Genomic DNA, 24,376 nt, shown 5'->3' with positions numbered 1-24,376 from the left:
GCCAAGATGGACGACTACATGATCAAACGGAACGAGACCGCCCGCCCCTTCAAGTGGACCTACGCCGCCAGCCCCCTCCAGGAAGCCTGAACCCCCCTCCACGAACTTTCGCGGAGCAGCACTAGCGCCTCCGCCCGCGCCGGGTCCGTCCGCAGCGCCGCCTCGTACTGGCCCAGCGCCTCCGCCGCGTCGCCCCGCTCCCACAGCAGCTCCCCGAGCCGGAACAGCACGTACGCCTTCTCCGCCGGGGTCTTCGCCGCGCCCCCCGCGTGCTCCAACGCCACCACCGCGTCCTCGCGCCAGCCGCGGTCCCGGTACACCTGCGAGGCCCGCAGGTTCGAGGCCAGCCCCGAGTGGAGCTCCTCCAACCGCTCCAGCGCCTTCTGCGCGGCCTTGTAGTCGCCCAGGCCCGTGTACGCGTCCACGAGCACCGGGTACGCAGACCACCGCCGCGGCGCCTGGGCCCGCACCAGCTCGCCCCACTTCTTGCCGGTCCCGAAGTCCCGGCGCGCGTTGGCGAGCGAGCCCATGCCCGTCATGGCGTCGAAGTTGCCCTGCTCGGCGGGCCGCAGCTCCAGCGACCGCTTGAGGGCCTTCTCCGACCTCGGGTACCAGGCCGTGTCGGCCGTGCGCCGACCCTGCTCCAGGTACGCGGACCCCAGGACGGCCCAGGAGGCCACGTCGTCCGGGTGCCTGGTGACCTGCTTCTCCCGGTCCGCGACCAGCGCCGTCAGGTCCACCGCCGCCGCCGGGGTGCCCAGGCCGACCGCGGACGCGGCCCGCTCGCTGGGCCCCGGGGGGCGGGCGTCGTCACCGGTTCGGGCCGGTCGGATCAGCAGGGCCCCGGCGATCAGGACCACGGCGACCGCGGCCGCCACGAGCGTCTTGCGGCCGGTGAAGGTCACGGGCGGCGCGGGCTGCTGCGCTTCCTCGTCGATACGGTCCATGTGCTCACTGTGCGTCAATATGAAGAGTTCGCCGAGGTGTCCGAAGAGGGTCGCGGCCGTGTTCACACCGATGGCCCCGGGTGCCACGCTGACCCCATGGACGAAGACCTCTCCACCCGACTCCGTACCCGCCTCCTCGAAGGCCTTCCCGCGGAGGCGCTCCTCACCGACCCCGCGGTGACCGCCTCCTACAGCACGGACATGGCGAGCTTCTGCGCCGCCGGCACCCCGGCCGCCGTCGTCCTGCCCCGGACCGTGGAACAGGTGCAGCACGTCCTGCGCACCGCCACCGCCCTGCGCGTCCCCGTGGTCCCCCAGGGCGCCCGCACGGGCCTGTCCGGGGCCGCCAACGCCTCCGACGGCTGCATCGTGCTGTCCCTGGTCAAGATGGATCGGATCCTGGAGATCTCCACCGTCGACCGGATCGCCGTGGTCGAGCCGGGCGTCGTCAACGCCGTCCTGTCCCGCGCCGTCGCCGAACACGGCCTGTACTACCCGCCCGACCCCTCCAGCTGGGAACAGTGCACCATCGGGGGCAACATCGGCACCGCCTCCGGCGGCCTGTGCTGCGTCAAGTACGGGGTCACCGCCGAGTACGTGCTGGGCCTCGACGTGGTGCTGGCCGACGGGCGGCTGCTGCGCACGGGCCGGCGCACCGCCAAGGGCGTCGCCGGCTACGACCTCACCCGGCTCTTCGTCGGCTCCGAGGGCAGCCTCGGCGTCGTGGTCCGGGCCGTTCTCGCGCTGCGCCCCGCGCCGCCCCGGCAGCTCGCGCTCGCCGCCGAGTTCCCCTCGGCCGCCGCGGCGTGCGCGGCCGTCTGCGCCGTCATGGAGGCCGGGCTGACGCCCTCGCTGCTGGAACTCATGGACCGCACGACCGTCCACGCCGTCAACGCCCTCGGCAAGATGGGCCTGCCCGAGACCACCGAGGCGCTGCTGCTCGCCGCCTTCGACACCCCGCACGCTCCCGAGGACCTCGCCGCGGTGGGAGAGCTGTGCACCGCCGCCGGGGCCACGGCCGTCGTGCCCGCCGAGGACGAGGCGGAGTCGGAACTGCTCCTCCAGGCCCGCCGCATGTCGTTGACCGCCCTGGAGACCCTGCGCCCCGCCACGATGATCGACGACGTGTGCGTGCCCCGTTCCCGGCTCGCCGAGATGCTGGACGGCACGGCCGGGATCGCCAGGTCGCACGGGCTGCTGATCGGGGTCTGCGCGCACGCGGGCGACGGCAACACCCACCCGGTGGTCTGCTTCGACCCCGCCGACGAGGACGAGGCCCGACGGGCCCGCGCGTCCTTCGACGCGATCATGGCGCTCGGTCTGGAACTGGGCGGGACGATCACCGGCGAGCACGGGGTCGGCGTCCTGAAGAAGGAGTGGCTCGCCCGGGAACTCGGGCCGGTGGGCCTGGAGGTCCAGCGCGGGGTCAAGCAGGCCTTCGACCCGCTGGGCCTGCTCAACCCCGGCAAGCTCTTCTGACCCGTCCGCCGATCCGTCGGGCGACCCGTCCGGCCGTCCGTACGGCGCTCCGTCGGGCGTCCCGGGCACCGATCCGTCGGGCGTCCCGCACGGCGCTCCGCCCGGGCGGCACGGTCCGCGGGGGACGGCCCGGGCGTCACAGGTCCCCGTCCGCCGACTCGTCCGAGGGCCACGGGTCGCGCAGCCACAGGTCGTCGGCCGGCGTGGGGGTGAGCAGCTCGGCCAGCGCCGCGTCCAGGCCGAGCCGCTCCGCCTCGCAGCCGGGCGGCACCTCGCGCAGGGTCCGCTCCAGCCAGGCGGAGACCGCGCCGGCCGGCGCCTCCAGCAGCGCGTCCCCGTCGGGGGAGCTCAACGCCATGCACAACACGGCCTTGTTGTCGATTTTCGTGGGCCAGATCCGGACGTCTCCGTGCCCGCACGGCCGGAACACCCCCTCGACGAGCAGCTCCCGCGCGAAGGTCCAGTTGACCGGGGTGTGCGAACCGGTGTGGAAGACGACGTGCACGGCGAACGGGTCGTCCGTCAGGTACAGAAGCCTGGCGGGGACGGGGATGCTGCGCTCCGGCGACAGGACCAGCTTCAGTTCCAACTCGCGCTCGATGACGGGGTGGTGCATGGCGGCCTCACTTCGGTGCGGTTCGACGCTTTCGGCGTGCGGGGCCGGGAGGGTCCCCACACCCGCAGAGAGCCGCCGGGGGCCCGGCTATGACGCGACTTCCGGGATCGCGCCGCAGATTGGCCGAAACCTGTCGACTGACCGAAAACGTTCGGATGGAGTGACGTTCGCTCGAAGGCTTGGATTCTCCCGTTACCGGACCTGTCGGGCCGGGGTTCTTGGCTATGGTCCTGCCCTGCACAAGCCTCAAGCCACGATCGGAGTTGGGGACATTGACGGCCTCCCCTGGTGACGGCGAGCACGCGGCCCGAGAGGGCTACTACCCCGATCCGTCCATCCCCGGGTTCGTCCGGTACTGGAACGGCTCCTCCTGGGTGCCCGGTACGAGCCGTCCCGCCCCCGCGGACGAGACGGGCCCCGTGTTCCTGGACCAGACCTCCGTGACCGAGGCGCTGCCCGAGCCCCGCCCGCACCCCCGCCCCCGGGCGCGCCCCGAACCGGCGTCGGAACCCGCGTCCGGGCCGGCCGCCGAGGCGGCCGGGTGGCAGGCCGATCCCGCGCACCAGGCCGGCTTCGGCGGCCCGCGCGACGTCCGGGTGTCCTGGGGCAACCGCGAGGACGTCACGCCCGAGCACGGGCCCGGGGCGCCCTCGACCCGGCCACCCGCCGTCGCGGCCGCTGAGCGGTTCCCCGCCCAGGCGTCGGCGGAAGGGGTGGGCATCCTGTCGGCCCGCTCGCCGGCGGCCCGGGTCGCGCCGTCCCCTCCGCCCACCCCGGCGCCCGCGCCGGAGCGGGAGCCCGCACCCGAGCCCGCACCCGAGCCCGCACCCGAGCCGGCGCCCGAGCCCGCTCCGGCCGCCGTCCGGCCGACCGTCCCCGAGACGGCCTGGCCCGCCGCGCCCGGGGGCGGCGGCCCCGGCTCGGGGCTCACCTCGTCCTGGCCCGAGGCCACCCCGGCCGACGCGGCCCCCCGTCCGCCCGAGGCGGGAGTGGCGGCAGCCCGGCGGTCCCCGGCGACCCCGAGGCTCCCCGCGGCCCCCGAAGCCCCCGTCAGAGCCGCCGGCGAGGCCACCCGGATCGCACCCCCGGCCGCCCGGGACGCGGTGGGCCCGGCGGCAGCCGCGACCCCGGCCCCGGCGCCCGTCCCGACCCCCGCGCCCGAACCCGCTCCGGCCCCGGTGATCACCGAGCCCCCGGCCGCGCCCCGGCGCACGGACCGGGCCGTCTTCGAGCGGATGGCACAACGAGCCGTACGCCCCGCCGGGTTCAGGCGCCGTCTGCTGGCCCGCGCCCTGGACTCGCTGGTGTACGCGGGCGTCGCGGCGGGCGCCGCCGTGCCCTTCGTGCCGGCCGTCACGGCCCACGTCGAGGCCAAGGTGCAGGCCGCGAGGGAGACCGGCCGCGCCACCACCGTCTGGCTGCTCGACGGCACCGTGGGCGGCTACCTGGCCCTCGTCCTGGCCGCCGTCCTGCTCTTCGGGGTCTTCTACGAGGCCCTCCCCACCGCCCGCTGGGGCCGCACCCCGGGCAAGAAGCTGTGCGGGGTCCGGGTCCTGGCCGTCGCCACCCTCCGCCCGCCCACCGTCGGCGCGGCCCTGCGCCGCTGGCTGGTGTGCGCGCTCCTCGGACTCCCGGGCGGCCTGCGCAGCCTGGGCGACCGCCCCCGCCGCCAGGCCTGGCACGACAAGGCGGCGAAGACATACGTGGCTCGCTGAAGCCCGTCGGCCGTCTCTGCGGATCCCGCCGGGCGCCCCCGCCGGGCCGGTAGCCCGAACGGACGCCGTCCCGTTGCGGGGCCGTCGCGCCCGGGTTCGACTCGGGCCATGAGCACCGACCAGCCGCCGCCTGGCCCGCCGCCCGAGGACGACCCGTTCCTCAAGAAGCCGCAGGAACCGACGCCTCCGTCGGGCGGGTCACCGTACGGATCGCCGCCGCCCGCCGGTGGCGGGGACCCGCCACCCTCCGGCCCGGGCGGCCCCGGCGCCGGCGGGGGCCCGCCCCCGCAGCCCCCGTACGGAGGCGGTCCCGGAGGCGGCGACCCGTACGGCATGCCGGATCCGCTCGCCGGGATGCCCCCGCTGGCCGACTTCGGCAAGCGGCTCGGCGCCCGCGTCATCGACCTGCTCATCGTCACGGTCCCGCTGTTCCTGATCCAACTGCCGTTCGGGAACCGCCGCTACATGGTCGACACGGACAAGGGCGAGGACGTCACCGAGGTCATCACCAAGTCCTACGGCGGCAGCGGTCTGATCTGGACGCTGATCTCGATCATCGCGTACGTCGGCTACGACTGGTGGTTCACCAAGAAGAACGGCCAGACCATCGGCAAGAAGTCGCTGGGCCTGCGTGTCGCGATGCTCAACGACGGCTCCGTGCCCACCTCCAACGCCTCCCTGGCCCGCGCCGCGGTGCTCTGGATCCCGACGCTGGTCTGCTGCTTCTGCCTCTGGCCGATCGCTCTCATCATCTCGATGCTCGTCGACAAGCCGTACAAGCAGGCCCTGCACGACAAGGTGGCCAAGACCGTGGTCGTCCGGTCGGGCTGAGGCGCGCGGGACCGCCGGGTCCCGCCCACGAACACCGCCGCGCGGGCGGCCGTCCCTCCGGGGAACGGCCGCCCGCGCGGGCATGCCCGGGCGCCGTGACACGGTGAACCCTTCCGGTCACAGCACTAGTGGTGCACGGGGTGTTCGGCAGCGGCCGCCCGGGGCTCAGGCACCCGGGCGGCCGCAGTCTCGTCCGCGGTGACCGCGGCGGCGTCCGCGGGCCGGCCGGCGGCGTGCCGGCCGCGGCGGCGGGGGATCGGCACGGTGAGGGCCACGAGCAGACCGAGGCCGAGGGCGGCCGCGGAGATGACCGCGACGCCGATGCCCGTGCTCGTCTGCGAGAGCAGCAGCATGGCGATCGTCGACACGACGACGGTGGCGGAACCGTAGGCGAGCTGTGCGGCAGTCGGACGCGGCATGGCGATTTCCGTCCTCAAGGGGGGAGGGGGAGTCGGCTCAACTCGGTCGCGCGTCAAGAGACTCTACGAGGGTGGATGCCCGAGGGGAACTGTCGGTAAGCGTCGCCTCACGCGGACGGGGTCCCGTACCGGTGCACGGGGGGCGCACGGGGTCATTCTCCGTTCATCCCCAAGGACGTTCCGAGGGTGCGAAGCGCGCCCTTCGCCCCCCTATGGCAGGGGAACGTCCGAATAGCGGAACTCCCTGACCGCATAGTGCAGTTGTAAGGAACAAGTCAAGGTCTGTCTTTTCTTGAGACTCTCCGGTCAAATGTCGTCACTTGAGACGCGCGCCGCGCGGAACCCCCCGCTCCTATGGAGACGTTCCGACCTACGTTGCGGCCGCGGGAGGGGAACGACATCAAGTGACCAGCAACTCCGCCAGAAGGCTCGCCCTGCGCACCGTCGCCATCGCCGTGACGATGGGGGCCACCGCGGCCACAGGCGCCTTCTTCACCGCCGCCCAGGCGGACGACCGTTGGGGCTCCCCCGCGGTCGACCGTCAGGATCCGTCCGCTCCCGCCAAGGAGCAGGTCAAGCACGACCTCGAAGGACCGTTCAGCAAGCAGCAGGCGCAGGCGCGCGAGGCAGCCCTCGACCAGGTGCTGTCCGGCAAGAAGAACGTCGAGCAGCGCGGCGCCTCCAAGGTCGTCAAGCTGGACGACAAGAAGTACGTCGAGCTCGGCCGCGAGAAGACCGACAAGATCTTCACGATCCTCGTCGAGTTCGGCGACCAGGTCGACAGCACGACCATGTTCGACCCGGACGGCCCGGGCGGCCCCAAGCCGCCCGCGCCCAAGTACGGCGGCACCCCCGGTCCGCTGCACAACCAGATCGCCCAGCCCGACCGCAAGCTGGACAACAGCACGGCCTGGCAGAAGGACTACAGCCAGAAGCACTTCCAGGACCTGTACTTCGGTACCGGTGCCGGCAAGAACTCGCTGAAGACCTACTACGAGAAGACCTCCTCGGGCCGTTACTCGGTCGACGGTCAGGTCGCGGACTGGGTCAAGATCCCGTACAACGAGGCCCGTTACGGCTCGAACTACTGCGGTCAGACCAACTGCGCCAACGTCTGGGACACCGTCAAGGACGGCGTGACCGCCTGGGCCGAGGCGCAGAAGAAGGCCGGCAAGACCGACGCCCAGATCAAGGCCCAGCTGGCGCAGTACGACCAGTGGGACCGCAACGACTTCGACGGCGACGGCAACTTCAACGAGCCCGACGGTTACATCGACCACTTCCAGATCGTCCACGCGGGCGAGGACGAGTCGGCCGGCGGCGGCGTGCAGGGCACCAACGCCCTGTGGGCACACCGCTGGTACGCCTACGGCACGGACGCCGGCAAGACCGGTCCGGCGAACAACAAGGCCGGCGGTACCCAGATCGGCAGCACCGGCATCTGGGTCGGCGACTACACGATGCAGCCCGAGAACGGCGGCCTCGGCGTCTTCGCGCACGAGTACGGCCACGACCTGGGCCTCCCGGACCTCTACGACACCTCCGGTGGCGGCGAGAACGGCGTCGGCTTCTGGTCCCTGATGTCGGCGGGCTCCTGGCTCGGCGCGGGCAAGGAGTCCATAGGCGACCTCCCGGGCGACATGACGGCCTGGGACAAGCTCCAGCTGGGCTGGCTGAACTACGGCGAGGCGAAGGCCGCGACGAAGTCCACCCACAAGCTGGGCGTCTCCGCGTACAACACCAAGGACAAGCAGGCGCTGGTCGTCGAGCTGCCGAAGAAGAAGGTCAAGACCGAGATCGTCGCTCCCGCCGAGGGTTCCTCGCAGTGGTGGAGCAACATGGGTGACGACCTCAAGAACACCCTGACCCGCTCGGTCGACCTGACCGGCAAGTCCTCCGCGGCCCTCTCCCTCAAGGGCTGGTGGGACATCGAGGCGGAGTACGACTTCCTGTACACCGAGGTGTCCACGGACGGCGGCGCCAACTGGACCGCCCTCGCCGGCACCGCCAACGGCACGGCCATCCCGGTCGACGCCGGCGGCAACCCCTCGCTGACCGGTGCCTCGGGCGCCTGGCAGAACCTGAACTACCCGCTGGACGCCTACGCGGGCAAGAAGGTCGACGTCCGCTTCCGCTACCAGACGGACGGCGGCGCGGGCGGCAAGGGCTTCACCGCCGACGCCGTCAACATCACCGCGGACGGCGCCACGCTGTTCACCGACGGCGCCGAGAACGGCGACAACGGCTGGACCGGCAAGGGCTTCTCGCGGGTCGGCGCCGACTTCACCAAGGAGTACGCGCAGTACTACCTGGCGGAGAACCGTCGCTACGTGTCCTCGGACGCCACGCTGAAGGTCGGTCCGTACAACTTCGGTTCGGCCGCCCGTCCCAAGTGGGTCGAGCACTACCCGTACCAGGACGGCCTGCTCATCTGGCAGTGGGACACCTCGCAGAAGGACAACAACACCAGCCAGCACCCGGGGCAGGGCCTGATCCTTCCGATCGACGCCAACGCCAAGCCCATGAAGTGGACCGACGGCACGCTGCTGCGGAACAAGATCCAGCCGTACGACGCGACGTTCAGCGCCTACTCGACGGACGCGTTCACGCTGCACAAGGCGGACCAGGAGCTCTTCATCAAGCCGAAGGCCGCCAACATGGTCTTCGACGACCACAAGGGCAAGTACTACTACGACGAGAACCCGACCGGCTCGGTGAAGGTCACTGACACCAACACCAAGATCAAGATCGCGAAGGAGACCTACGACGGTCTCCAGATGACGATCGAGGTCGGCCCCGCCGTCAAGTAATTCGGTAAAGCCGCAGGTCAAAGCATGATCGGCCGTCGCCCTCTAGCGGGCGGCGGCCGATCGCGTTTAGATGCGGGGGCTGAGTTTCTTATTGACGGGGGAGCTGAAGATCATGCCCGGTGGAGGTTTCGTCAGATTGCCAGGCGGCAGCGTGGTGGTCGCGCTCACGCTGCCGAGGCCGTCCGGTGAGGGCGGAAATGTCCGCGTGCTGGTGCACGCCGCGAACCGGGCCCGCGCCCTGACCAGGCTGCGGAACCTCGGCATGCGGGCCGTCTACCTGCGGGGCAACGACCAGGCCCCGACCCCGGACGAGGTGACCGCCGTCCTGCACCACCCCGACGGCCTGCTGTGGCGCTGCGCCCCCGACCGGGCGCAGGAACTCTGGCACCCGATACGAGCCCTCCTGGGCGGGTAGGCCGCGGCCCCGGCAAGATCCGGAAGGGACGGCCCGGTCCGGACCGCGAGGCGGGCCGGGGCGCCCGGGCAGGCCGCGCGGACCGGCCTCAGGCCGTCTCGCGCGGATCCTGCCGGAGCCGGGCCGCCTGGCCGCCCACCAGGGTCACACCGGCCGTGTGGAGCTCCTCCAGGGCCCGCGCGGCGGTGTGCGGGGACACGGCGGCCGTCAGGTCCAGCAGCACGCTGGTGGCGAAGCCGGCCCGCACCGCGTCGAGGGCGGTGGCCCGGACGCAGTGGTCGGTGGCGATGCCGACGACGTCGACCTCGGTGACGTGCCGCTCCCGCAGCCACTCGGCGAGGCCCGCGCCGTTCTCGTCCTGACCCTCGAACCCGCTGTACGCGGCCTCGTACGCCCCCTTGTCGAAGACGGCGGCGACGGCGCCCGACGCCACGGCGGGGGCGAAGTTCGGGTGGAACCCGACGCCCTCGGTGCCGGCGACGCAGTGCACGGGCCAGGAGGTCTCGTAATCCGGCTCGGCCGGCGGGCGGGCGAAGTGCGACCCCGGGTCGACGTGGTGGTCGCGGGTGGCGACGACGTGCCGGTAGCCGGGCGTGGCCTGCCCGATCAGCTCGGTGATCGCGGCGGCGACATCGGCCCCGCCCGTGACCGCGAGGCTGCCGCCCTCGCAGAAGTCGTTCTGTACGTCGACGACGATCAGTGCGCGGTGCATGTCGCGTGTCCTTAGGTCGATGTGATGTGCCGGTGCGCGTGGCTCTTCCCCCGCCCCACGCCTTCCCGAACCTGGGCCGTGAACGCGGCCGGGGCACGGTCGGCGGGACGGGGAGCGCCCCCGCGGGGCCGGCCCACCCCTCCCGTCGGGCCGCCTACGCGTACTCGGTCGGGATCACGGCCTCGCCGCGCGACAGCTGCGTCGCGGACAGCGGCAGCCGGCCCAGCACCGCCCGGTGCCGGTCCCGCACGGCCTCCAGCGGTTCGCGAGCCACCACCTCGCCGCCCTTGACCAGCTGGACGAGCAGCTGCCGGTCGGCCAGCGCCGCCGGCACCGGGCCGGTGCCCAGGACCTCGGCCTCGGCCACGCCGTCGGCGTCCGTGCGGCGGGCCGCCCACTTGCGGCCCCCGACCGACGTCTTGCCGCCCGAGGACTTCTTCGCCACGGGCGCCAGCGGCGCCTTCGGGTCCGCGGACGTCGCCCGCGCCACCAGCTTGTAGACCATCGAGCACGTCGGGTGCCCGCTGCCGGTCACCAGCTGCGTGCCGACGCCGTAGGCGTCCACCGGGGCGGCCGCCAGCGAGGCGATCGCGTACTCGTCCAGGTCCGAGGTGACCACGATCTTCGTCGAGGTGGCCCCCAGCTCGTCGAGCTGCTGCCGCACCCGGTGGGCGACCAGCAGCAGGTCGCCGGAGTCGATGCGCACCGCGCCGAGCCCGGTGCCGGCGACCTCCACGGCCGTCCGCACCGCCTCCTCGACGTCGTACGTGTCCACCAGCAGCGTCGTCCCGCTGCCCAGCGAGGCCACCTGCGCGGTGAAGGCGTCCCGCTCGTTGTCGTGCACCAGCGTGAAGGCGTGGGCGCTCGTGCCGACCGTCGGAATGCCGTACCGGAAGCCGGCCGCCAGGTCCGAGGTCGAGGTGAAGCCGCCGACGTAGGCGGCGCGCGAGGCCGCCACCGCCGCGAGTTCGTGCGTGCGCCGCGCGCCCATCTCGATGAGCGGCCGGTCGCCCGCCGCCGAGGACATCCGGGAGGCGGCGGCGGCGATCGCCGAGTCGTGGTTGAGGATCGAGAGGATCACGGTCTCCAGCAGCACGCACTCGGCGAAGCTGCCCTCCACCCGCAGGACCGGCGAGCCCGGGAAGTAGACCTCGCCCTCCGGGTAGCCCCAGATGTCGCCGGAGAAGCGGTACGAGGCCAGCCAGTCCAGCGTGCGCATGTCGACGGCGGCCCGCTCGCGCAGGAACTCCAGCACGGCGGCGTCGAAGCGGAAGTTCTCCACCGCGTCCAGTACCCGTCCGGTGCCCGCGACGACTCCGTAGCGACGCCCCTCGGGCAGCCGTCGGGTGAAGACCTCGAAGACCGAACGCCGGTCGGCGGCGCCGTTGGCCAGGGCGGCCTGCAACATCGTGAGCTCGTAATGGTCCGTGAAGAGCGCTGTCGACGGCACGTCCACCGGCAGGCCCAGGTCCGCAGGGTTCATGTCACGGATGCTAGCGCACATCTCGTCAAAGTGACGAGATGTGGGGGCCCGTTTGTGCGACGGGCCGGTCGCAGTGGCAGCATGGGACAAGTGAGTGTTGCTCCCGTAGAGATCGAACGCACCGAATCGGCTGAAGAGACCTTCGCGGTCCCGGAACCCGACGTCCCCTGGGTGACCCTGGTGCACAACGACCCGGTCAACCTCATGAGCTACGTGACGTACGTGTTCCAGGCGTACTTCGGCTATCCCAAGGACAAGGCGACCAAGCTGATGCTCGACGTCCACCGCAAGGGACGGGCCGTCGTCTCCAGCGGCACCCGCGAGGAGATGGAACGCGACGTGCAGGCCATGCACGGCTACGGCCTGTGGGCGACGCTCACCCAGGACCGCAACTGATGAGCGGCGCGTTCGAACCCGTGAAGGATGGCGAGGGCGCCGCCGTCGCGCTGGAGGAGATCGAGATCTCCATCCTGCGCTCCCTGGCCGTGCAACTGCTGGAGCTGATCGGCCCGGGTGAACCCGAGCCGGCCGCCGGCGCCGACCCGCTGGCCGTGCTCTTCGCCTCCGACGGCCCCACCGAGCCGCCGTCCGACCCGGCGCTGGCCCGGCTCTTCCCCGACGCGTACGGAGGTCCGGGCGCGGCGGAGCGGGGCGTGGATCCCGCCGAGCTGACCGCGCGGTCCGCGGAGTTCCGCCGCTTCACCGAGAACGACCTGCGCACCCGCAAGCGGGAGGACGCGCTGGCCGTCGTGCGCAGCCTGGACCGGCTCACCCCGGCCGGCGACGGCGCCGCGGTGCTGGAGCTGACCGGGGACCTGCGGCTGCGCTGGCTGGGGGCCCTCAACGACCTGAGGCTGACCATCGCGGCCCGCCTGGACATCACCGAGGACGACGAAAGCGCCGTGCTGTTCCGGCTGCCGGACGACGATCCGCGCAAGCCGATGGTGATGGCGTACCTCTGGCTGGGCGGCCTCCAGGAGACGCTCATCGAGACCCTCTGAAGCACGGAGCCGTTCGCTCAGCGGACGCTCAAATCCGGATAACGATCAGATCACCGCGATGCGGTGATCTGATCGCTTTAAGGGACCTGTGTCCCGATTTTTTTATGCCCCACGTCACATTTCTGCCGCTCCGGCACCCGTAAGCCCGTGATAAATCTTCACGACTGCCGACGGGGCGCCACCCATGTCCCCCGGCTCGCTTGAACCGGCTGATCGCCGGCGTGCAACTCCATCCGTATCCGGGGGGATCGAGGACCCGATCCGCAGCCTTTCGAAGGCGCGGGTCGGCGTGGAGAAAGGCGCACCAGACATGACCTCTGTGCAGGTCGAGCACGACAAGACGCCCGGCGAGGGCACCGGGGCCGAGGGCGGCGAGGGTTACCACCGCGCACTCGGCGCCCGCCAGATCCAGATGATCGCGATCGGCGGGGCCATCGGCACCGGCCTCTTCCTGGGAGCGGGCAAGGCCATCTCCAAGGCCGGCCCCAGCCTGATCCTGGCCTACGCCATCGCGGGCCTGGTCATCTTCTTCATCATGCGCGCCCTCGGCGAGCTGCTCATGTACCGCCCCGTGTCCGGGTCGTTCTCGGACTACGCCCGCGAGTTCCTCGGCCCCTTCTGGGGGTACGTGACCGGCTGGACGTACTGGCTGTTCTGGGTGGTCACCGGCATCACCGAGGTCACCGCGGCCGCGCAGTACATGTCGTACTGGACCCATGACAGCTTCCCGCAATGGGCGTACGCGCTGATCTTCACGGTCATCCTCTACGGCGCCAACCTGATCTCCGTGAAGCTCTTCGGTGAGCTGGAGTTCTGGTTCTCCATGGTCAAGGTCACCGCCATCGTCGGCATGATCCTGATCTGCGCCGGCATCCTCACCATCGGCTTCTCCGACGCCGCCGACACGGCGACCGTCACGAACCTGTGGAACGACGGCGGCTTCTTCCCCAAGGGCATCGGCGGCACGCTGATGAGCCTGCAGATCGTCATGTTCGCCTTCCTCGCGGTCGAGCTGGTCGGCGTCACCGCCGGCGAGTCCAAGAACCCCGAGAAGACCCTGCCCAAGGCCATCAACACCGTGCCGTGGCGCATCGCCGTCTTCTACGTCGGCGCGCTGATCATGATCCTGTCGGTCGTCCCGTGGCACGAGTTCCAGCCCGGTGTCAGCCCCTTCGTGGCCGCCTTCGAGAAGATGGGCCTCGGCGTCGGCGCCGCCATCGTCAACTTCGTCGTGCTGACCGCCGCCCTGTCGTCCTGCAACTCGGGCATGTACTCCACCGGCCGCATGCTGCGCGACCTCGCGCTCAACGGCCAGGGCCCGAAGTTCTTCACGAAGCTCACCAAGAGCGGCACCCCGCTCATCGGCACCACCTTCTCCGCCGCCCTGATGCTGGTCGGCGTCTGGATCAACTACGTCGCCCCGGGCAAGGCCTTCGACTACGTCGTCTCCTTCGCCACCATCTCGGGCATGTGGGCCTGGATCATGATCCTGGTCTGCCAGATCCGCTACCGCGCCAAGGCGGACCGCGGCCTGCTCCCGCAGTCCCCGTTCCGGGCGCCCGGCGCCCCGTACACGAGCTGGTTCGCGCTGCTCTTCATCGGCATGGTCATCGTGATGATGGGCGCCGACAAGGACGCGCGGGTCTCCCTGTACTGCGCCCCGCTGTGGGGCCTGATCCTGGGTGTCTCGTACCTGGTCATGAAGTCCCGCAACCCGTCGGGCGCCGCCTTCGACAAGAGCGCCGGGTCCACCCCGGCCGACGAGGTCTCGAAGGGCGCCTAGCCCCGCGGGCGGCCCTCCGGGGCCGCCGCCCGCCCCGCGGGTCCCGGCCGCCTGTCACGGCCGGGAACCGCGCCGGCCCCGCCGATCCGGGGCCTCGTGTCCGCCATTCGGGCCCGCTCGTACCACGCCTCGGTACGAGCGGGCCCGTCTGCTTATCCTGTCGCTCATGCTGACCCTCACCCAGACGCTGTACGACCGGATCGTGGAGCACGCCCGCAAGGACCACCCCGACGAGGCGTGCGGGATCGTGGCCGGCCCGGCGGGCGCCGGCCGCCCGGAGCGGTTCATCCCGATGCTGAACGCGGCCCGCTCGCCCACGTTCTACGAATTCGACTCCAAGGACCTGCTCAAGCTCTACCGCGAACTGGACGACCGCGACGAGGAACCCGCGATCGTCTACCACTCGCACACCGCGACCGAGGCCTACCCCTCGCGCACCGACGTCACCTACGCCAACGAGCCCGGAGCGCACTACGTGCTGGTCTCGACGGCCGACCAGGACGGGCTCGGAGAGTTCCAGTTCCGCTCGTACCGCATCGTCGACGGGGTGATCTCGGAGGAGGAAGTACGGGTCGTCGAGGCCTACTGACCAGTATGTGAGCGGTATCGGTCCACGATGCGGGATCACACTCCAAACGGGGGGCCGGGAATCGTTAACATGACCGCATGGTTTCCCATGACGTGAGCATCGAGACGCCCGGCAGGCTGCTGCTCGTGGCGCGGCTGCACGTCGACCTGTGCCGCCTCGCAAGCGCCATCTGTCCTGCTGCCTGAGCACCACAGCCCTGCCGCGCTGGGCCCCCACGCGCGTTTCCACTCTTCACGCTTAGACGACACTGGAGCCTGCCATGGCCATCGAGGTCCGCATCCCCACCATCCTCCGCACCTACACCGACGGCGAGAAGGCCGTCACCGGTGAGGGCAGCACCCTGGCCGACCTGTTCTCGGACCTGGAGACCCGCCACAAGGGCATCCAGGAGCGCATCGTCGACGCGTCCAAGGGCGGCGAGCTGCGCCGCTTCGTGAACGTCTACCTCAACGACGAGGACGTCCGCTTCCTCGCGGGCATCTCCACCGAGCTCAAGGACGGCGACAGCGTCACCATCCTCCCGGCCGTGGCCGGCGGCGCCAAGTAATGCGTTACGACTCCCCGCTCGCGGCCGTGGGCAACACGCCGCTGGTCCGGCTGCCCCGGCTCTCGCCCTCCGCCGACGTGCGGATCTGGGCGAAGCTGGAGGACCGGAACCCGACCGGCTCGATCAAGGACCGCCCCGCGCTCCACATGGTCGAGCAGGCCGAGAAGGACGGTCGGCTGTTCCCGGGCTGCACCATCCTGGAGCCCACCTCCGGCAACACGGGCATCTCGCTCGCCATGGCCGCGAAGCTCAAGGGCTACCGGATCGTGTGCGTCATGCCCGAGAACACCTCGCAGGAGCGCCGCGACCTCCTTCGGATGTGGGGAGCCGAGATCATCCCGTCCCCGGCGGCGGGCGGTTCGAACACCGCCGTGCGGGTGGCGAAGGAACTGGCGGCCGAGCACCCCGACTGGGTGATGCTCTACCAGTACGGGAACCCGGACAACGCGGGCGCCCACTACGCCACGACCGGCCCGGAGATCCTCGCCGACCTCCCGTCGATCACCCACTTCGTCGCGGGCCTGGGCACCACCGGCACCCTGATGGGCGTCGGCCGCTACCTGCGCGAGCACGTGCCCGGCGTCAGGATCGTCGCCGCGGAACCCCGCTACGACGACCTGGTCTACGGGCTGCGCAACCTCGACGAGGGCTTCGTCCCCGAGCTGTACGACGCCTCGGTGCTGACCACCCGCTTCTCGGTCGGCTCGGCCGACGCAGTCACCCGCACCCGGGAACTCCTGCGCGAGGAGGGCATCTTCGCGGGCGTCTCCACGGGCGCCGCCCTGCACGCGGCGATCGGCGTGGGCCGCAAGGCGGTCGCGGCCGGCGAGAGCGCCGACATCGTCTTCGTGGTCGCGGACGGCGGCTGGAAGTACCTGTCCACCGGCGTCTACACGGCCGAGACGACGGAGGAGGCCATCGAGGTCCTCCAGGGTCAGCTCTGGGCCTGAGCCCCACCGCGGCTCCGGCCCGAGCCCGACCGCACCGCCCGTGCCCGGCCCGGCCCGGCCCCGCCCCGCGGGGACGGGCTCGGCCCGGCGGGGTCGGCGGGATCTGCCCGGCGGGGCCGGCCGGCCGAGCCGGCCCGGAGCGGCTCCGCCAAGACCCGTACACTCTCCGCCCCCCGGATCGGGGGCGTCGTCGACGCGCCGCACCCGCACCGTCGACCCGTCATCCCGTCCCTCCGCCGAGTCCCCTGACCTCGTCCCACACCGTCGGGTCCACCACGCCCGACCGGTGGGCGAACTCCCACAGGGACACCTCCTGCGGCCGGTCCGCCTCCAGGAAGCTCTTGCGGCCCTGCGCCCCGACCACTCCCGGCGGCAACGGGATCACCCCCGCGCGCCGGTCGTCGTACTTGCGGGTGATCCACGCGACCCGTGCCCGCGCCGAACGGGCCCGGACGGACAACACCAGGCACGGCCGCCCGTCCGCCAGGGTCCACAGCTCACCCGGCCGCACCCGGGGCGGCGGCCCCGGACCGTGCGGCGTCGTACGGCTCCGCCCGACCCACCGGCCCGGCCCGGGGACCAGCACCAGCACGACCACGGCGACGACCACGGCGACGGCCGCGGCCACGGCGGGCCACCAGGACGTGTCCATGTTCCGACCGTAGTCTCGCGACGGCCCCCCGGCGCGGCGGCGGTGGCAACGTCCGTACCCGCCGTCGCTCCCCCGGGTGACAGCGCAGGTGATTCGCCCCACAACGGCCCGCCGCGGAGGAGCGACCGGACGTTTCGCGCCTTACGCTCGACCCACGCACGGCCCGCATTCCGTCCACGGACCGTCCACGGAGGTTCACGCTCCATGAAGCTCACCGTCGTCGGCTGCTCGGGGTCGTTCCCGTCCGCGGAATCGGCCTGTTCGAGCTACCTCGTCGAGGCCGACGGCTTCCGGCTGCTCCTCGACATGGGCAACGGTTCCCTCGGAGCCCTCCAGCGCCACTGCGGTCTCTACGACCTCGACGCGATCTTCCTGAGCCACCTGCACGCCGACCACTGCATCGACATGTGCGCGTACTTCGTCGCCCGCTACTACCGGCACGAGGGCGGTCGCTGCGGGACGATCCCCGTCTACGGACCCGAGGGCACCGAACAGCGGCTCACCACGGCGTACGAGGACGTGCCCGACGCGAACTCGATGAGCGAGGTCTTCGACTTCCGCACCCTGAAGTCCGGCAGCTTCGAGATCGGCCCGTTCCAGGTCCGCACCGAGAAGGTCTGCCACCCCGTCGACTCCTACGCCATCCGCGTCGAGCACGAGGGCCGCTCCCTCACCTACTCCGGGGACACCGGGACCTGCGCCGAGCTGGGCCTGTTGGCCGAGGGCGCCGACCTGTTCCTGTGCGAGGCCTCCTTCACGCACGGCAAGGAGGACATCCCGGACCTCCACCTCAACGGCCGCGAGGCCGGCGAGTACGCGCGCGGCGGCAAGGTCGGCCGGCTCGTCCTGACCCACGTGCCGCCGTGGACGGACGCCGAGCAGAACCTCGCCGACGCCCGCGCGGTCTACGACGGCCGGGTCGACCTCGCGCACCCGGGCGCCGTCTACGAGGTCTGACGCACCGGCGTCGTCGCGCGCCCACCCCGTACGATGAAGCCCCCGCCCTCCCTTCCGGGAGCGCGGGGGCTTCGTCGTACGGGGTGGCGCGGGGCCTACTTGGCCTCGGCCTTCTGCAGCTCGGCGAGCTCCTCGTCGGACTCGCGGCCCGGCGTCGGAAGGTTGAACTTGGTGATCGCGAAGCGGAAGACGAAGTAGTACAGGACCGCGAAGCAGAGGCCGACGGCGACCAGGCCCCACGGGTTGTTCGCGATGCCCAGGTTCAGCAGGAAGTCGACCGCGCCGGCGGAGAAGCCGAAGCCGTCCCGCATGCCCAGGGCCCAGGTGAGGGCCAGCGAGACACCGGTCAGGACCGCGTGGATCGCGTACAGCACCGGGGCGATGAACATGAAGGTGAACTCGATGGGCTCGGTCACACCGGTGACGAACGCGGTGAGCGCGAGGGAAAGCATCATGCCGCCGACGACCTTGCGGCGCTCGGGCCGGGCACAGTGGACGATCGCGAGACAGGCGGCCGGGAGGGCGAACATCATGATCGGGAAGAAGCCGGTCATGAACTGTCCGGCGCTCGGGTCACCGGCGAGGAAGCGGGCGATGTCACCGTGGACGGCACCGTTGGCGGTGTCGAAGGAACCGGCCTGGAACCACGGGAAGGAGTTCAGCAGGTGGTGCATGCCGATCGGGATGAGCGCACGGTTGGCGACACCGAAGATTCCCGCGCCGACGGCGCCGGAACCGGTCAGCCACTCACCGAAGTTGTGCAGACCCGTGCCGAGGACCGGCCAGATGAGACCGAAGACGATGCCCGTGACCAGACCCGCGAGGGCGGAGAGGATCGGGACGAGGCGGCGGCCGCCGAAGAAGCCCGCCCAGTCCGGCAGCTTGGTCCGGTAGAACTTCTGGTAGAGCAGCGCAGTGATGACACCCATCACGACACCGCCGAGCACGCCGGCGTTGACCGGGGCGTCGACGTTGACGATCTTGCCGCCGACGACCTTGGCGACCTTCGGCAGGTTGCCGTCGGTGAAGGTGGCGAGCACCTTCTGGAAGACCAGGTAGCCGGTGACCGCGGCGAGGGCGGTCGAGCCGTCCGACTTCTTCGCGAAGCCGATCGCGATGCCCACGGCGAACAGCAGCGCCATGTTGTCGAGGATCGCCCCACCACCGGCGGCCATGTAGCCGGCGATCTTGAGGATGAACGTCGGGAAGACGTCCTTGTCGCCGAGCATGTCGTCCGCGCCCAGGCGGAGCAGGAGTGCGCCTGCCGGCAGCACCGCGACGGGGAGCATGAGGCTCCGGCCGATGCGCTGCATGACGGCCATCACGCCAGCGCCCTTCTTCGTTTCCGCAGCGGTGGCTGTGGACATGGTCTTCCTCCAGTGGGCAAGGCGCCGCCCGGGGACATGGAAACGGGGGCTTGGCGGCGTCTCAGAAAGGGGGGACCCGGGGCCGGACAAGCCCTCATGGTCTACACCACTTAGTGGTGTAGACCAGTTGTAGCACGGTGAGGTCTACGTAAGGAACCCGTCATTTTCGTGGCCCGGACCACATGGGGGCACACGTGGCAAAAGCCCCCGGAAACCTGAGGGTCCGAGGGCCTTGACGTCCGGGACTTGAGCCCGTCCTGCGACTATATCCACTGTTTTGGCGAGGTCGTGCCACCGGCCGGCGCCGTCCGGCCCGTGACCGCCCGCGCGGGTTCCGTACGGTCGGGGCCCGCCGCTACGCCTTGGTGTTGTCCGCCTCCATCGCCTCGATCTCCTCATCCGTCTCCCGACCCGGCGTCGGGATGTCGAACTTCGTGATCGCGAAGCGGAAGACCGCGTAGTAGACGGCCGCGAACCCCAGGCCGATCGGGATGATCAGCCAGGGCTTCGTGGCGAGCCCCCAGTTGATGACGTAGTCGATCAGGCCGGCCGAGAAGCTGAAGCCGTCGTGGACGCCGAACGCCCACGTCACCGCCATCGAGACACCCGTCAGCAGCGCGTGGATCACGTAGAGCAGCGGCGCCACGAACAGGAACGAGTACTCCAGCGGCTCGGTGATGCCGGTGACGAAGGACGTCAGGGCCACCGACAGCATCAGGCCGCCGACCTCCTTGCGGCGGGCCGGCTTCGCGCAGTGCGTGATGGCGAGCGCCGCCGCCGGGAGCGCGAACATCATGATCGGGAAGAAGCCGGAGAGGAACTGTCCGGCGTTCGGGTCGCCCGCCAGGAACATGGCGATGTCGCCGTGGACCACCTGTCCGTCCGGCTTGGTGTAGCTGCCGAACTGGAACCACACCGGCACGTTCAGGAACTGGTGCAGGCCGATCACCAGCAGCGCGCGGTTCGCGACGCCGAAGATGCCCGCGCCCCACGAGCTCAGCCCCACCAGCCAGTCGGAGAAGCTCTCCAGCGCGTCACCGATCGGCGGCCAGATCCACAGGCAGATGACGGCGAACCCGATCGCGACGAACGCCATGATGATCGGGACCAGCCGCCGGCCGTTGAAGAAGCCCAACCAGTCGACCAGCTTCACCCGGTGGTAGCGCTGCCAGAACCAGGCCGACAACAGGCCCATCACGATGCCGCCGAAGACCCCGGGGTTCTGGAAGGTGTACTCGGCGAACGCGCCGTCGGCCCCCAGGCAACCGCCCCCGATGTCGCGGGTCCCCTCCGGGCAGGGCTGGGGGAAGGCGCGCAGCACGCTCCGGTAGACGAGGAAGCCCACGACCGAGGCCAGCGCGGTCGAGCCGTCCGCCTTCTTGGCCATGCCGATCGCGACGCCGATGCAGAAGAGGAGGGGGAGGCCCAGGTCGGCGTTGAGCAGGGAGCCGCCCGCGCTCGCCATCACCCTGGCCACGTCGTTCCAGCCGAGGCCCTCCGCGCCGAAGACATCGGGCTGGCCGAGCCGGTTGAGGATGCCCGCGGCGGGCAGCACGGCGATGGGCAGCTGGAGGCTCCGCCCCATCTTCTGCAACCCCTGGAACAGGCCGTTCCACCGCTGCTGTCGCGGTGCTGCCGCAGCGCTGCTCGTGCTCATCGGCGTCCTCCCTGACCGGCCCGTTTTGGCAGTCGCGCCACGTGCGGCACACTGGTGTAGACCACTTGTGATGCGATGGCATTTCCCCGCCCGGAGGGCAGGTTGATGTTGATCGTCATCATTCGGCAGATGCCGGGCACGCGCTCGTGTAGATGGGCCAACCGTGAGTTACCGTGACGAAGCGGATCTCCCGGATGGGCAGTCAGGCATCCGGCCGCCGAGACTCGTTCTTCGTAACACTCAGGGAGAAACACATGGCCACCAAGGCTGAGAAGATCGTCGCCGGGCTCGGCGGTATCGACAACATCGAAGAGGTCGAGGGCTGCATCACCCGCCTGCGCACCGAGGTCAAGGACCCGGGCCTGGTCGACGAGGTCGCGCTGAAGGCCGCCGGCGCCCACGGCGTCGTCAAGATGGGCACCGCGATCCAGGTCGTCATCGGCACCGACGCCGACCCGATCGCCGCCGACATCGAAGACATGATGTGAGCTGAGCCCACCCGCTCGGCACACCCGCGCGCGCACCCCGCGCCCGCACGATCAGGACCCCGTACCGGACCGACCCGGACGGGGTCTTCTCGTACCCCCGTACCGACTAGGCTCGCCACCATGTCTCGCATCGACGGCCGCACGCCCGAACAGCTCCGCCCGGTCACCATCGAACGCGGATGGAGCAAGCACGCAGAGGGCTCCGTCCTCATCTCCTTCGGCGACACCAAGGTCTTCTGCACCGCCTCCTTCACCGAAGGCGTCCCGCGCTGGCGCAAGGGAAGCGGCGAAGGCTGGGTCACCTCCGAGTACTCGATGCTGCCCCGCTCCACGAACACCCGCGGCGACCGCGAGTCCGTCCGCGGCAAGATCGGCGGCCGCACCCACGAGATCTCCCGCCTGATCGGCCGCTCGCTGCGCGCCGTCATCGACTACAAGGCCCTCGGCGAGAACACGATCGTCCTCGACTGCGACGTCCTCCAGGCCGACGGCGGCACCCGCACCGCCGCCATCACCGGCGCCTACGTCGCCCTCGCCGACGCCGTCGCCTGGGGCCAGAAGAAGAAGCTGATCAAGGCCGGCCGCAAGCCCCTCGTCGGCACCGTGGCCGCCGTCAGCGTCGGCATCGTCGACGGCGAACCCCTCCTCGACCTCTGCTACGAGGAGGACGTGCGCGCCGAGACCGACATGAACGTCGTCTGCACCGGCGACGGCCGCTTCGTCGAGGTCCAGGGCACCGCCGAGGGCGAGCCCTTCGACCGCAAGGAACTCAACGCCCTGCTCGACCTCGCCGCCGGCGGCTGCGCCGACCTCCAGGCCCTCCAGCTCGGCGCCCTGGAGCTCCAGACCCCCTGACGGCAACCGCCGGGCGTCGCCCGGCGTCTACGCGGATACGCGGGTACGGGCGCACGGTGTCACCATCGTGCGCCCGTCCACGTATCCGCGCATCCGGGTATCCGCGCCCCGTGGACCCGGGCATCCACGACTTCCGGGGGGACCCGCATGAAGCTCACGCCCAAGCCGAAGCACCGCATAGCCGCCGTCGCCATCGCGGCCGCCCTCGCCGTCCCGGCGCTCACCTCCTGCGACGCCATCTCCACCGCGATGGACTGTGCCAACACGGCCGTGGCCATCGCGGACAGCGCCAACGACCTCCAGCAGGCGGTCTCGCAGGCCGGCAACAGCCCGCAGGACGCGCAGAACGCGCTCAACAGCATCGACACCAACCTGAAGAAGATCGGCGACCAGACCGACAACGCCGACCTGGGCAAGGCCATCGACTCGATGACCACCGCCGTGAAGAACGTCCGCACCTCCATCGAGGGCGGCAACGTCAACCCCGACATCCAGCCGGTCGCCGACGCCGCCTCGGAGATCTCCAAGGTCTGCACCCCCGGCTGACCCGTCGCCGGGCGTCGGCGGGCGGCGCGGGATAATCGGCGCATGACGACCTCGCCGCGCCTGATCCTCGCCACCCGCAACGCGGGCAAGATCTCCGAACTCCACGCCATCCTGTCCGACGCCGGCCTGCCGCACGAGCTGGTCGGCGCGGACGCGTACCCGGAGATCCCCGACGTCAAGGAAACCGGCGTCACCTTCGCCGAGAACGCCCTGCTCAAGGCGCACGCCCTCGCCCGGGCCACCGGCCTGCCGGCCGTGGCCGACGACTCCGGCCTCTGCGTGGACGTCCTGAACGGCGCCCCCGGCATCTTCTCCGCCCGCTGGGCCGGCACCCACGGCGACGACCAGGCCAACCTGGACCTGCTCCTGGCCCAGATCGGGGACATCGCCGACGAGCACCGCGGCGCCCACTTCGCCTGCGCCGCCGCCCTCGCCCTCCCGGACGGCACCGAACGCGTCGTCGAGGGCCGGCTCCTGGGCACCCTGCGCCACACCCCGGCCGGCGCCGGCGGCTTCGGCTACGACCCGATCCTTGAGCCCTCGGGCGACACCCGTACCTGCGCGGAACTCACCGCGGCGGAGAAGAACGCCATCTCCCACCGGGGTCAGGCCTTCCGGGCGCTGGTCCCGGTGATCCGCGAACTGCTCGGGTAGCACGAAGGGCCTGTGGATCGCATGCGATGCACAGGCCCTCATGGGTGCGGCGGAAGGGATTCGAACCCTCAAGCCGTTTCACGGGCCACAGATCCTAAGTCTGCTGCGTCGCCGTTGCGCCACCGCCGCCGGCCGCCTGCCATGATAGCGGGCAGCCGGCGGCCCGGGCCGACAGGACCGGCCGATCGCACGGCGACGGCCTCCCCGGCGCCATGTGCCGGAGGTCGCCCGGCAGTTGGGGCGCCGCGGACGCGGGCCTCCGGAGCCGGATCAGATGCCCAGGTCCTTGATGATCTTGGCCACGTGGCCGGTGGCCTTGACGTTGTAGAAGGCCCGCTCGACCTTGCCGTCCTCGTCCACGACCACCGTCGAGCGGATGACCCCGGTGACCGTCTTGCCGTACAGCTTCTTCTCGCCGAAGGCCCCGTAAGCCGCCAGGACCTCCTTCGAGGGGTCGCCGACCAGGGTCACCTTCAGGTTCTCCTGCTCGCGGAACTTCGCCAGCTTCTCCGGCTTGTCGGGGGAGACGCCGATGACGTCGTAACCCGCCTGGGCCAGTGCGGCCAGATTGTCCGTGAAGTCGCACGCCTGCTTGGTGCAGCCCGGGGTCAGGGCGGCCGGATAGAAGTACACGATGACCTTGCGGCCCTTGTGGGAGGCAAGCGAGACCTCGTTGCCGTCCGCGTCGGGCAGGGTGAAGGCGGGGGCGGTGTCGCCCGGCTCAAGTCGCTCGCTCATGTCAGGAGTCTCCTCGGGAGGGGATCGGTACGGTCCGAGACTAAGTGGTCTGCGTCGTAAATCCTTCGGGGGTTGACGTCGGGCTTGGCGTGCGCTTGCCCGTGTCAGGTGTCGAGACCGGTGAGGTGGAGGTGGCAGGCGGTGTCGAGTGCGTCCTCGGGGGTG

General features: G+C 71.1%; 26 protein-coding genes and 1 tRNA gene. 17 read left to right on the top strand and 10 right to left on the bottom strand.

All coding sequences use genetic code 11. The features are described 5' to 3' along the window. Positions 1 to 59 precede the first annotated feature (59 nt). On the bottom strand, positions 60 to 947 hold the full coding sequence (locus OTB19_RS35375) for a tetratricopeptide repeat protein (protein WP_267802834.1): 888 nt from the start codon (positions 945 to 947) through the stop codon (positions 60 to 62). Between the two features lie 96 nt (positions 948 to 1,043). On the opposite strand from OTB19_RS35375, the gene OTB19_RS35370 reads away from it, so the two are divergent. Then, positions 1,044 to 2,426 carry an FAD-binding oxidoreductase gene (locus OTB19_RS35370; protein WP_267802832.1) on the top strand — a complete coding sequence of 461 codons (1,383 nt, stop codon included), beginning with the start codon at positions 1,044 to 1,046 and terminating at the stop codon, positions 2,424 to 2,426. 136 nt (positions 2,427 to 2,562) lie between these two features. Here the strand turns inward: OTB19_RS35370 and OTB19_RS35365 are convergent, their stop codons facing one another. Beyond that, the gene (locus tag OTB19_RS35365; RefSeq protein WP_267802831.1) at positions 2,563 to 3,042 is read right to left on the bottom strand and encodes an SsgA family sporulation/cell division regulator; all 480 of its coding nucleotides are present in this window, start codon (positions 3,040 to 3,042) and stop codon (positions 2,563 to 2,565) included. A 272-nt stretch (positions 3,043 to 3,314) separates the two neighbouring features. Between OTB19_RS35365 and OTB19_RS35360 the strand changes: the two genes are divergently transcribed. Both OTB19_RS35360 and OTB19_RS35355 read left to right on the top strand, forming a co-directional pair. After that, entirely contained in the window at positions 3,315 to 4,757 is a 1,443-nt protein-coding gene (locus tag OTB19_RS35360; RefSeq protein WP_267802830.1) for an RDD family protein, read from the top strand. 108 nt (positions 4,758 to 4,865) lie between these two features. Beyond that, positions 4,866 to 5,588 (top strand): RDD family protein, encoded by a 723-nt coding sequence (locus tag OTB19_RS35355; RefSeq protein ID WP_267802829.1) that lies wholly within the window; start codon positions 4,866 to 4,868, stop codon positions 5,586 to 5,588. A gap of 125 nt (positions 5,589 to 5,713) precedes the next feature. Here the strand turns inward: OTB19_RS35355 and OTB19_RS35350 are convergent, their stop codons facing one another. Beyond that, positions 5,714 to 6,007, bottom strand: coding sequence for a hypothetical protein (locus OTB19_RS35350; RefSeq protein WP_266947607.1), 294 nt, complete (start codon positions 6,005 to 6,007; stop codon positions 5,714 to 5,716). 461 nt (positions 6,008 to 6,468) lie between these two features. Between OTB19_RS35350 and OTB19_RS35345 the strand changes: the two genes are divergently transcribed. Beyond that, positions 6,469 to 8,817 (top strand): immune inhibitor A domain-containing protein, encoded by a 2,349-nt coding sequence (locus tag OTB19_RS35345; RefSeq protein WP_267802836.1) that lies wholly within the window; start codon positions 6,469 to 6,471, stop codon positions 8,815 to 8,817. A 112-nt stretch (positions 8,818 to 8,929) separates the two neighbouring features. Next, a complete protein-coding gene (locus OTB19_RS35340; RefSeq protein ID WP_053683118.1) occupies positions 8,930 to 9,232 on the top strand; it encodes a hypothetical protein in 303 nt (100 codons plus the stop codon). 88 nt (positions 9,233 to 9,320) lie between these two features. On the opposite strand, the gene OTB19_RS35335 is transcribed toward OTB19_RS35340, so the two are convergent. Next, complete coding sequence (locus tag OTB19_RS35335; RefSeq protein ID WP_267802827.1) at positions 9,321 to 9,944, bottom strand: nicotinamidase; 624 nt, start codon at positions 9,942 to 9,944, stop codon at positions 9,321 to 9,323. Positions 9,945 to 10,098: 154 nt separating this feature from the next. Next, positions 10,099 to 11,427 carry a nicotinate phosphoribosyltransferase gene (locus tag OTB19_RS35330; RefSeq protein ID WP_267802825.1) on the bottom strand — a complete coding sequence of 443 codons (1,329 nt, stop codon included), beginning with the start codon at positions 11,425 to 11,427 and terminating at the stop codon, positions 10,099 to 10,101. A gap of 81 nt (positions 11,428 to 11,508) precedes the next feature. On the opposite strand from OTB19_RS35330, the gene clpS reads away from it, so the two are divergent. The 7 genes from clpS to OTB19_RS35300 all read left to right on the top strand — a co-directional run bounded on the left by clpS (position 11,509) and on the right by OTB19_RS35300 (position 16,297). Beyond that, entirely contained in the window at positions 11,509 to 11,823 is a 315-nt protein-coding gene (clpS, locus tag OTB19_RS35325) for an ATP-dependent Clp protease adapter ClpS (protein WP_267802824.1), read from the top strand. Further along, positions 11,823 to 12,428, top strand: a complete 606-nt coding sequence (locus tag OTB19_RS35320; protein ID WP_267802823.1) for a DUF2017 domain-containing protein — start codon at positions 11,823 to 11,825, stop codon at positions 12,426 to 12,428. Before clpS ends, OTB19_RS35320 begins: the two co-directional genes overlap by 1 nt. A gap of 310 nt (positions 12,429 to 12,738) precedes the next feature. Further along, entirely contained in the window at positions 12,739 to 14,211 is a 1,473-nt protein-coding gene (locus OTB19_RS35315; RefSeq protein WP_267802821.1) for an amino acid permease, read from the top strand. A 166-nt stretch (positions 14,212 to 14,377) separates the two neighbouring features. After that, complete coding sequence (locus tag OTB19_RS35310) at positions 14,378 to 14,800, top strand: M67 family metallopeptidase (RefSeq protein WP_267802819.1); 423 nt, start codon at positions 14,378 to 14,380, stop codon at positions 14,798 to 14,800. A gap of 77 nt (positions 14,801 to 14,877) precedes the next feature. Beyond that, positions 14,878 to 14,985 (top strand): putative leader peptide, encoded by a 108-nt coding sequence (locus OTB19_RS43485; protein WP_311736929.1) that lies wholly within the window; start codon positions 14,878 to 14,880, stop codon positions 14,983 to 14,985. Between the two features lie 74 nt (positions 14,986 to 15,059). Beyond that, positions 15,060 to 15,347, top strand: a complete 288-nt coding sequence (locus tag OTB19_RS35305; RefSeq protein ID WP_053683077.1) for a MoaD/ThiS family protein — start codon at positions 15,060 to 15,062, stop codon at positions 15,345 to 15,347. Continuing rightward, complete coding sequence (locus tag OTB19_RS35300; protein WP_053683079.1) at positions 15,347 to 16,297, top strand: PLP-dependent cysteine synthase family protein; 951 nt, start codon at positions 15,347 to 15,349, stop codon at positions 16,295 to 16,297. The genes OTB19_RS35305 and OTB19_RS35300 overlap by 1 nt, the downstream gene beginning before the upstream one ends. A 220-nt stretch (positions 16,298 to 16,517) precedes the next feature. On the opposite strand, the gene OTB19_RS35295 is transcribed toward OTB19_RS35300, so the two are convergent. Next, positions 16,518 to 16,949 carry a hypothetical protein gene (locus OTB19_RS35295; RefSeq protein WP_267802818.1) on the bottom strand — a complete coding sequence of 144 codons (432 nt, stop codon included), beginning with the start codon at positions 16,947 to 16,949 and terminating at the stop codon, positions 16,518 to 16,520. 204 nt (positions 16,950 to 17,153) lie between these two features. Here OTB19_RS35295 and OTB19_RS35290 point away from each other — a divergent pair, with 204 nt between their 5' ends. Then, on the top strand, positions 17,154 to 17,906 hold the full coding sequence (locus OTB19_RS35290; protein WP_267802817.1) for an MBL fold metallo-hydrolase: 753 nt from the start codon (positions 17,154 to 17,156) through the stop codon (positions 17,904 to 17,906). A 95-nt stretch (positions 17,907 to 18,001) separates the two neighbouring features. Here OTB19_RS35290 and OTB19_RS35285 read toward each other — a convergent pair whose 3' ends face one another. Together OTB19_RS35285 and OTB19_RS35280 are read right to left on the bottom strand one after the other, a co-directional pair. After that, positions 18,002 to 19,273: a PTS transporter subunit EIIC gene (locus OTB19_RS35285; protein WP_267802816.1), complete on the bottom strand. Its 1,272-nt coding sequence runs from the start codon at positions 19,271 to 19,273 to the stop codon at positions 18,002 to 18,004. Positions 19,274 to 19,628: 355 nt separating this feature from the next. Then, positions 19,629 to 20,930 carry a PTS transporter subunit EIIC gene (locus tag OTB19_RS35280; protein ID WP_267802815.1) on the bottom strand — a complete coding sequence of 434 codons (1,302 nt, stop codon included), beginning with the start codon at positions 20,928 to 20,930 and terminating at the stop codon, positions 19,629 to 19,631. Positions 20,931 to 21,124: 194 nt separating this feature from the next. Between OTB19_RS35280 and OTB19_RS35275 the strand changes: the two genes are divergently transcribed. The 4 genes from OTB19_RS35275 to rdgB all read left to right on the top strand — a co-directional run bounded on the left by OTB19_RS35275 (position 21,125) and on the right by rdgB (position 23,473). Further along, a complete protein-coding gene (locus OTB19_RS35275) occupies positions 21,125 to 21,418 on the top strand; it encodes a PTS glucose/sucrose transporter subunit IIB (RefSeq protein ID WP_267802835.1) in 294 nt (97 codons plus the stop codon). A gap of 120 nt (positions 21,419 to 21,538) precedes the next feature. Continuing rightward, on the top strand, positions 21,539 to 22,273 hold the full coding sequence (gene rph, locus OTB19_RS35270) for a ribonuclease PH (protein ID WP_267802814.1): 735 nt from the start codon (positions 21,539 to 21,541) through the stop codon (positions 22,271 to 22,273). A 147-nt stretch (positions 22,274 to 22,420) separates the two neighbouring features. After that, complete coding sequence (locus tag OTB19_RS35265; RefSeq protein ID WP_267802813.1) at positions 22,421 to 22,819, top strand: hypothetical protein; 399 nt, start codon at positions 22,421 to 22,423, stop codon at positions 22,817 to 22,819. A gap of 42 nt (positions 22,820 to 22,861) precedes the next feature. Further along, positions 22,862 to 23,473 (top strand): RdgB/HAM1 family non-canonical purine NTP pyrophosphatase, encoded by a 612-nt coding sequence (gene rdgB, locus OTB19_RS35260; protein ID WP_267802812.1) that lies wholly within the window; start codon positions 22,862 to 22,864, stop codon positions 23,471 to 23,473. A gap of 45 nt (positions 23,474 to 23,518) precedes the next feature. On the opposite strand, the gene OTB19_RS35255 is transcribed toward rdgB, so the two are convergent. Both OTB19_RS35255 and bcp read right to left on the bottom strand, forming a co-directional pair. Next, positions 23,519 to 23,602: transfer RNA gene (locus OTB19_RS35255), tRNA-Leu, on the bottom strand. A gap of 141 nt (positions 23,603 to 23,743) precedes the next feature. Continuing rightward, on the bottom strand, positions 23,744 to 24,211 hold the full coding sequence (gene bcp, locus OTB19_RS35250) for a thioredoxin-dependent thiol peroxidase (protein ID WP_267802811.1): 468 nt from the start codon (positions 24,209 to 24,211) through the stop codon (positions 23,744 to 23,746). Positions 24,212 to 24,376 lie beyond the last annotated feature (165 nt).

The organism is Streptomyces sp. H27-H5, from assembly GCF_026627505.1.
Lineage (GTDB): Bacteria > Actinomycetota > Actinomycetes > Streptomycetales > Streptomycetaceae > Streptomyces.
The sequence above is the reverse complement of the archived record's forward strand: the minus strand, read 5'-3'. Positions and strand labels throughout refer to the sequence as shown.

Coding starts and splice junctions, on each gene's coding strand:
- OTB19_RS35375 (WP_267802834.1), bottom strand. CDS start 947: ATGGACCGTATCGACGAGGAAGCGCAGCAGCCCGCGCCGCCCGTGACC.
- OTB19_RS35370 (WP_267802832.1), top strand. CDS start 1,044: ATGGACGAAGACCTCTCCACCCGACTCCGTACCCGCCTCCTCGAAGGC.
- OTB19_RS35365 (WP_267802831.1), bottom strand. CDS start 3,042: ATGCACCACCCCGTCATCGAGCGCGAGTTGGAACTGAAGCTGGTCCTG.
- OTB19_RS35355 (WP_267802829.1), top strand. CDS start 4,866: ATGAGCACCGACCAGCCGCCGCCTGGCCCGCCGCCCGAGGACGACCCG.
- OTB19_RS35350 (WP_266947607.1), bottom strand. CDS start 6,007: ATGCCGCGTCCGACTGCCGCACAGCTCGCCTACGGTTCCGCCACCGTC.
- OTB19_RS35345 (WP_267802836.1), top strand. CDS start 6,469: ATGGGGGCCACCGCGGCCACAGGCGCCTTCTTCACCGCCGCCCAGGCG.
- OTB19_RS35340 (WP_053683118.1), top strand. CDS start 8,930: ATGCCCGGTGGAGGTTTCGTCAGATTGCCAGGCGGCAGCGTGGTGGTC.
- OTB19_RS35335 (WP_267802827.1), bottom strand. CDS start 9,944: ATGCACCGCGCACTGATCGTCGTCGACGTACAGAACGACTTCTGCGAG.
- OTB19_RS35330 (WP_267802825.1), bottom strand. CDS start 11,427: ATGAACCCTGCGGACCTGGGCCTGCCGGTGGACGTGCCGTCGACAGCG.
- clpS (WP_267802824.1), top strand. CDS start 11,509: ATGGGACAAGTGAGTGTTGCTCCCGTAGAGATCGAACGCACCGAATCG.
- OTB19_RS35320 (WP_267802823.1), top strand. CDS start 11,823: ATGAGCGGCGCGTTCGAACCCGTGAAGGATGGCGAGGGCGCCGCCGTC.
- OTB19_RS35315 (WP_267802821.1), top strand. CDS start 12,739: ATGACCTCTGTGCAGGTCGAGCACGACAAGACGCCCGGCGAGGGCACC.
- OTB19_RS35310 (WP_267802819.1), top strand. CDS start 14,378: ATGCTGACCCTCACCCAGACGCTGTACGACCGGATCGTGGAGCACGCC.
- OTB19_RS43485 (WP_311736929.1), top strand. CDS start 14,878: ATGGTTTCCCATGACGTGAGCATCGAGACGCCCGGCAGGCTGCTGCTC.
- OTB19_RS35305 (WP_053683077.1), top strand. CDS start 15,060: ATGGCCATCGAGGTCCGCATCCCCACCATCCTCCGCACCTACACCGAC.
- OTB19_RS35300 (WP_053683079.1), top strand. CDS start 15,347: ATGCGTTACGACTCCCCGCTCGCGGCCGTGGGCAACACGCCGCTGGTC.
- OTB19_RS35295 (WP_267802818.1), bottom strand. CDS start 16,949: ATGGACACGTCCTGGTGGCCCGCCGTGGCCGCGGCCGTCGCCGTGGTC.
- OTB19_RS35290 (WP_267802817.1), top strand. CDS start 17,154: ATGAAGCTCACCGTCGTCGGCTGCTCGGGGTCGTTCCCGTCCGCGGAA.
- OTB19_RS35285 (WP_267802816.1), bottom strand. CDS start 19,273: ATGTCCACAGCCACCGCTGCGGAAACGAAGAAGGGCGCTGGCGTGATG.
- OTB19_RS35280 (WP_267802815.1), bottom strand. CDS start 20,930: ATGAGCACGAGCAGCGCTGCGGCAGCACCGCGACAGCAGCGGTGGAAC.
- OTB19_RS35275 (WP_267802835.1), top strand. CDS start 21,125: ATGGGCAGTCAGGCATCCGGCCGCCGAGACTCGTTCTTCGTAACACTC.
- rph (WP_267802814.1), top strand. CDS start 21,539: ATGTCTCGCATCGACGGCCGCACGCCCGAACAGCTCCGCCCGGTCACC.
- OTB19_RS35265 (WP_267802813.1), top strand. CDS start 22,421: ATGAAGCTCACGCCCAAGCCGAAGCACCGCATAGCCGCCGTCGCCATC.
- rdgB (WP_267802812.1), top strand. CDS start 22,862: ATGACGACCTCGCCGCGCCTGATCCTCGCCACCCGCAACGCGGGCAAG.
- bcp (WP_267802811.1), bottom strand. CDS start 24,211: ATGAGCGAGCGACTTGAGCCGGGCGACACCGCCCCCGCCTTCACCCTG.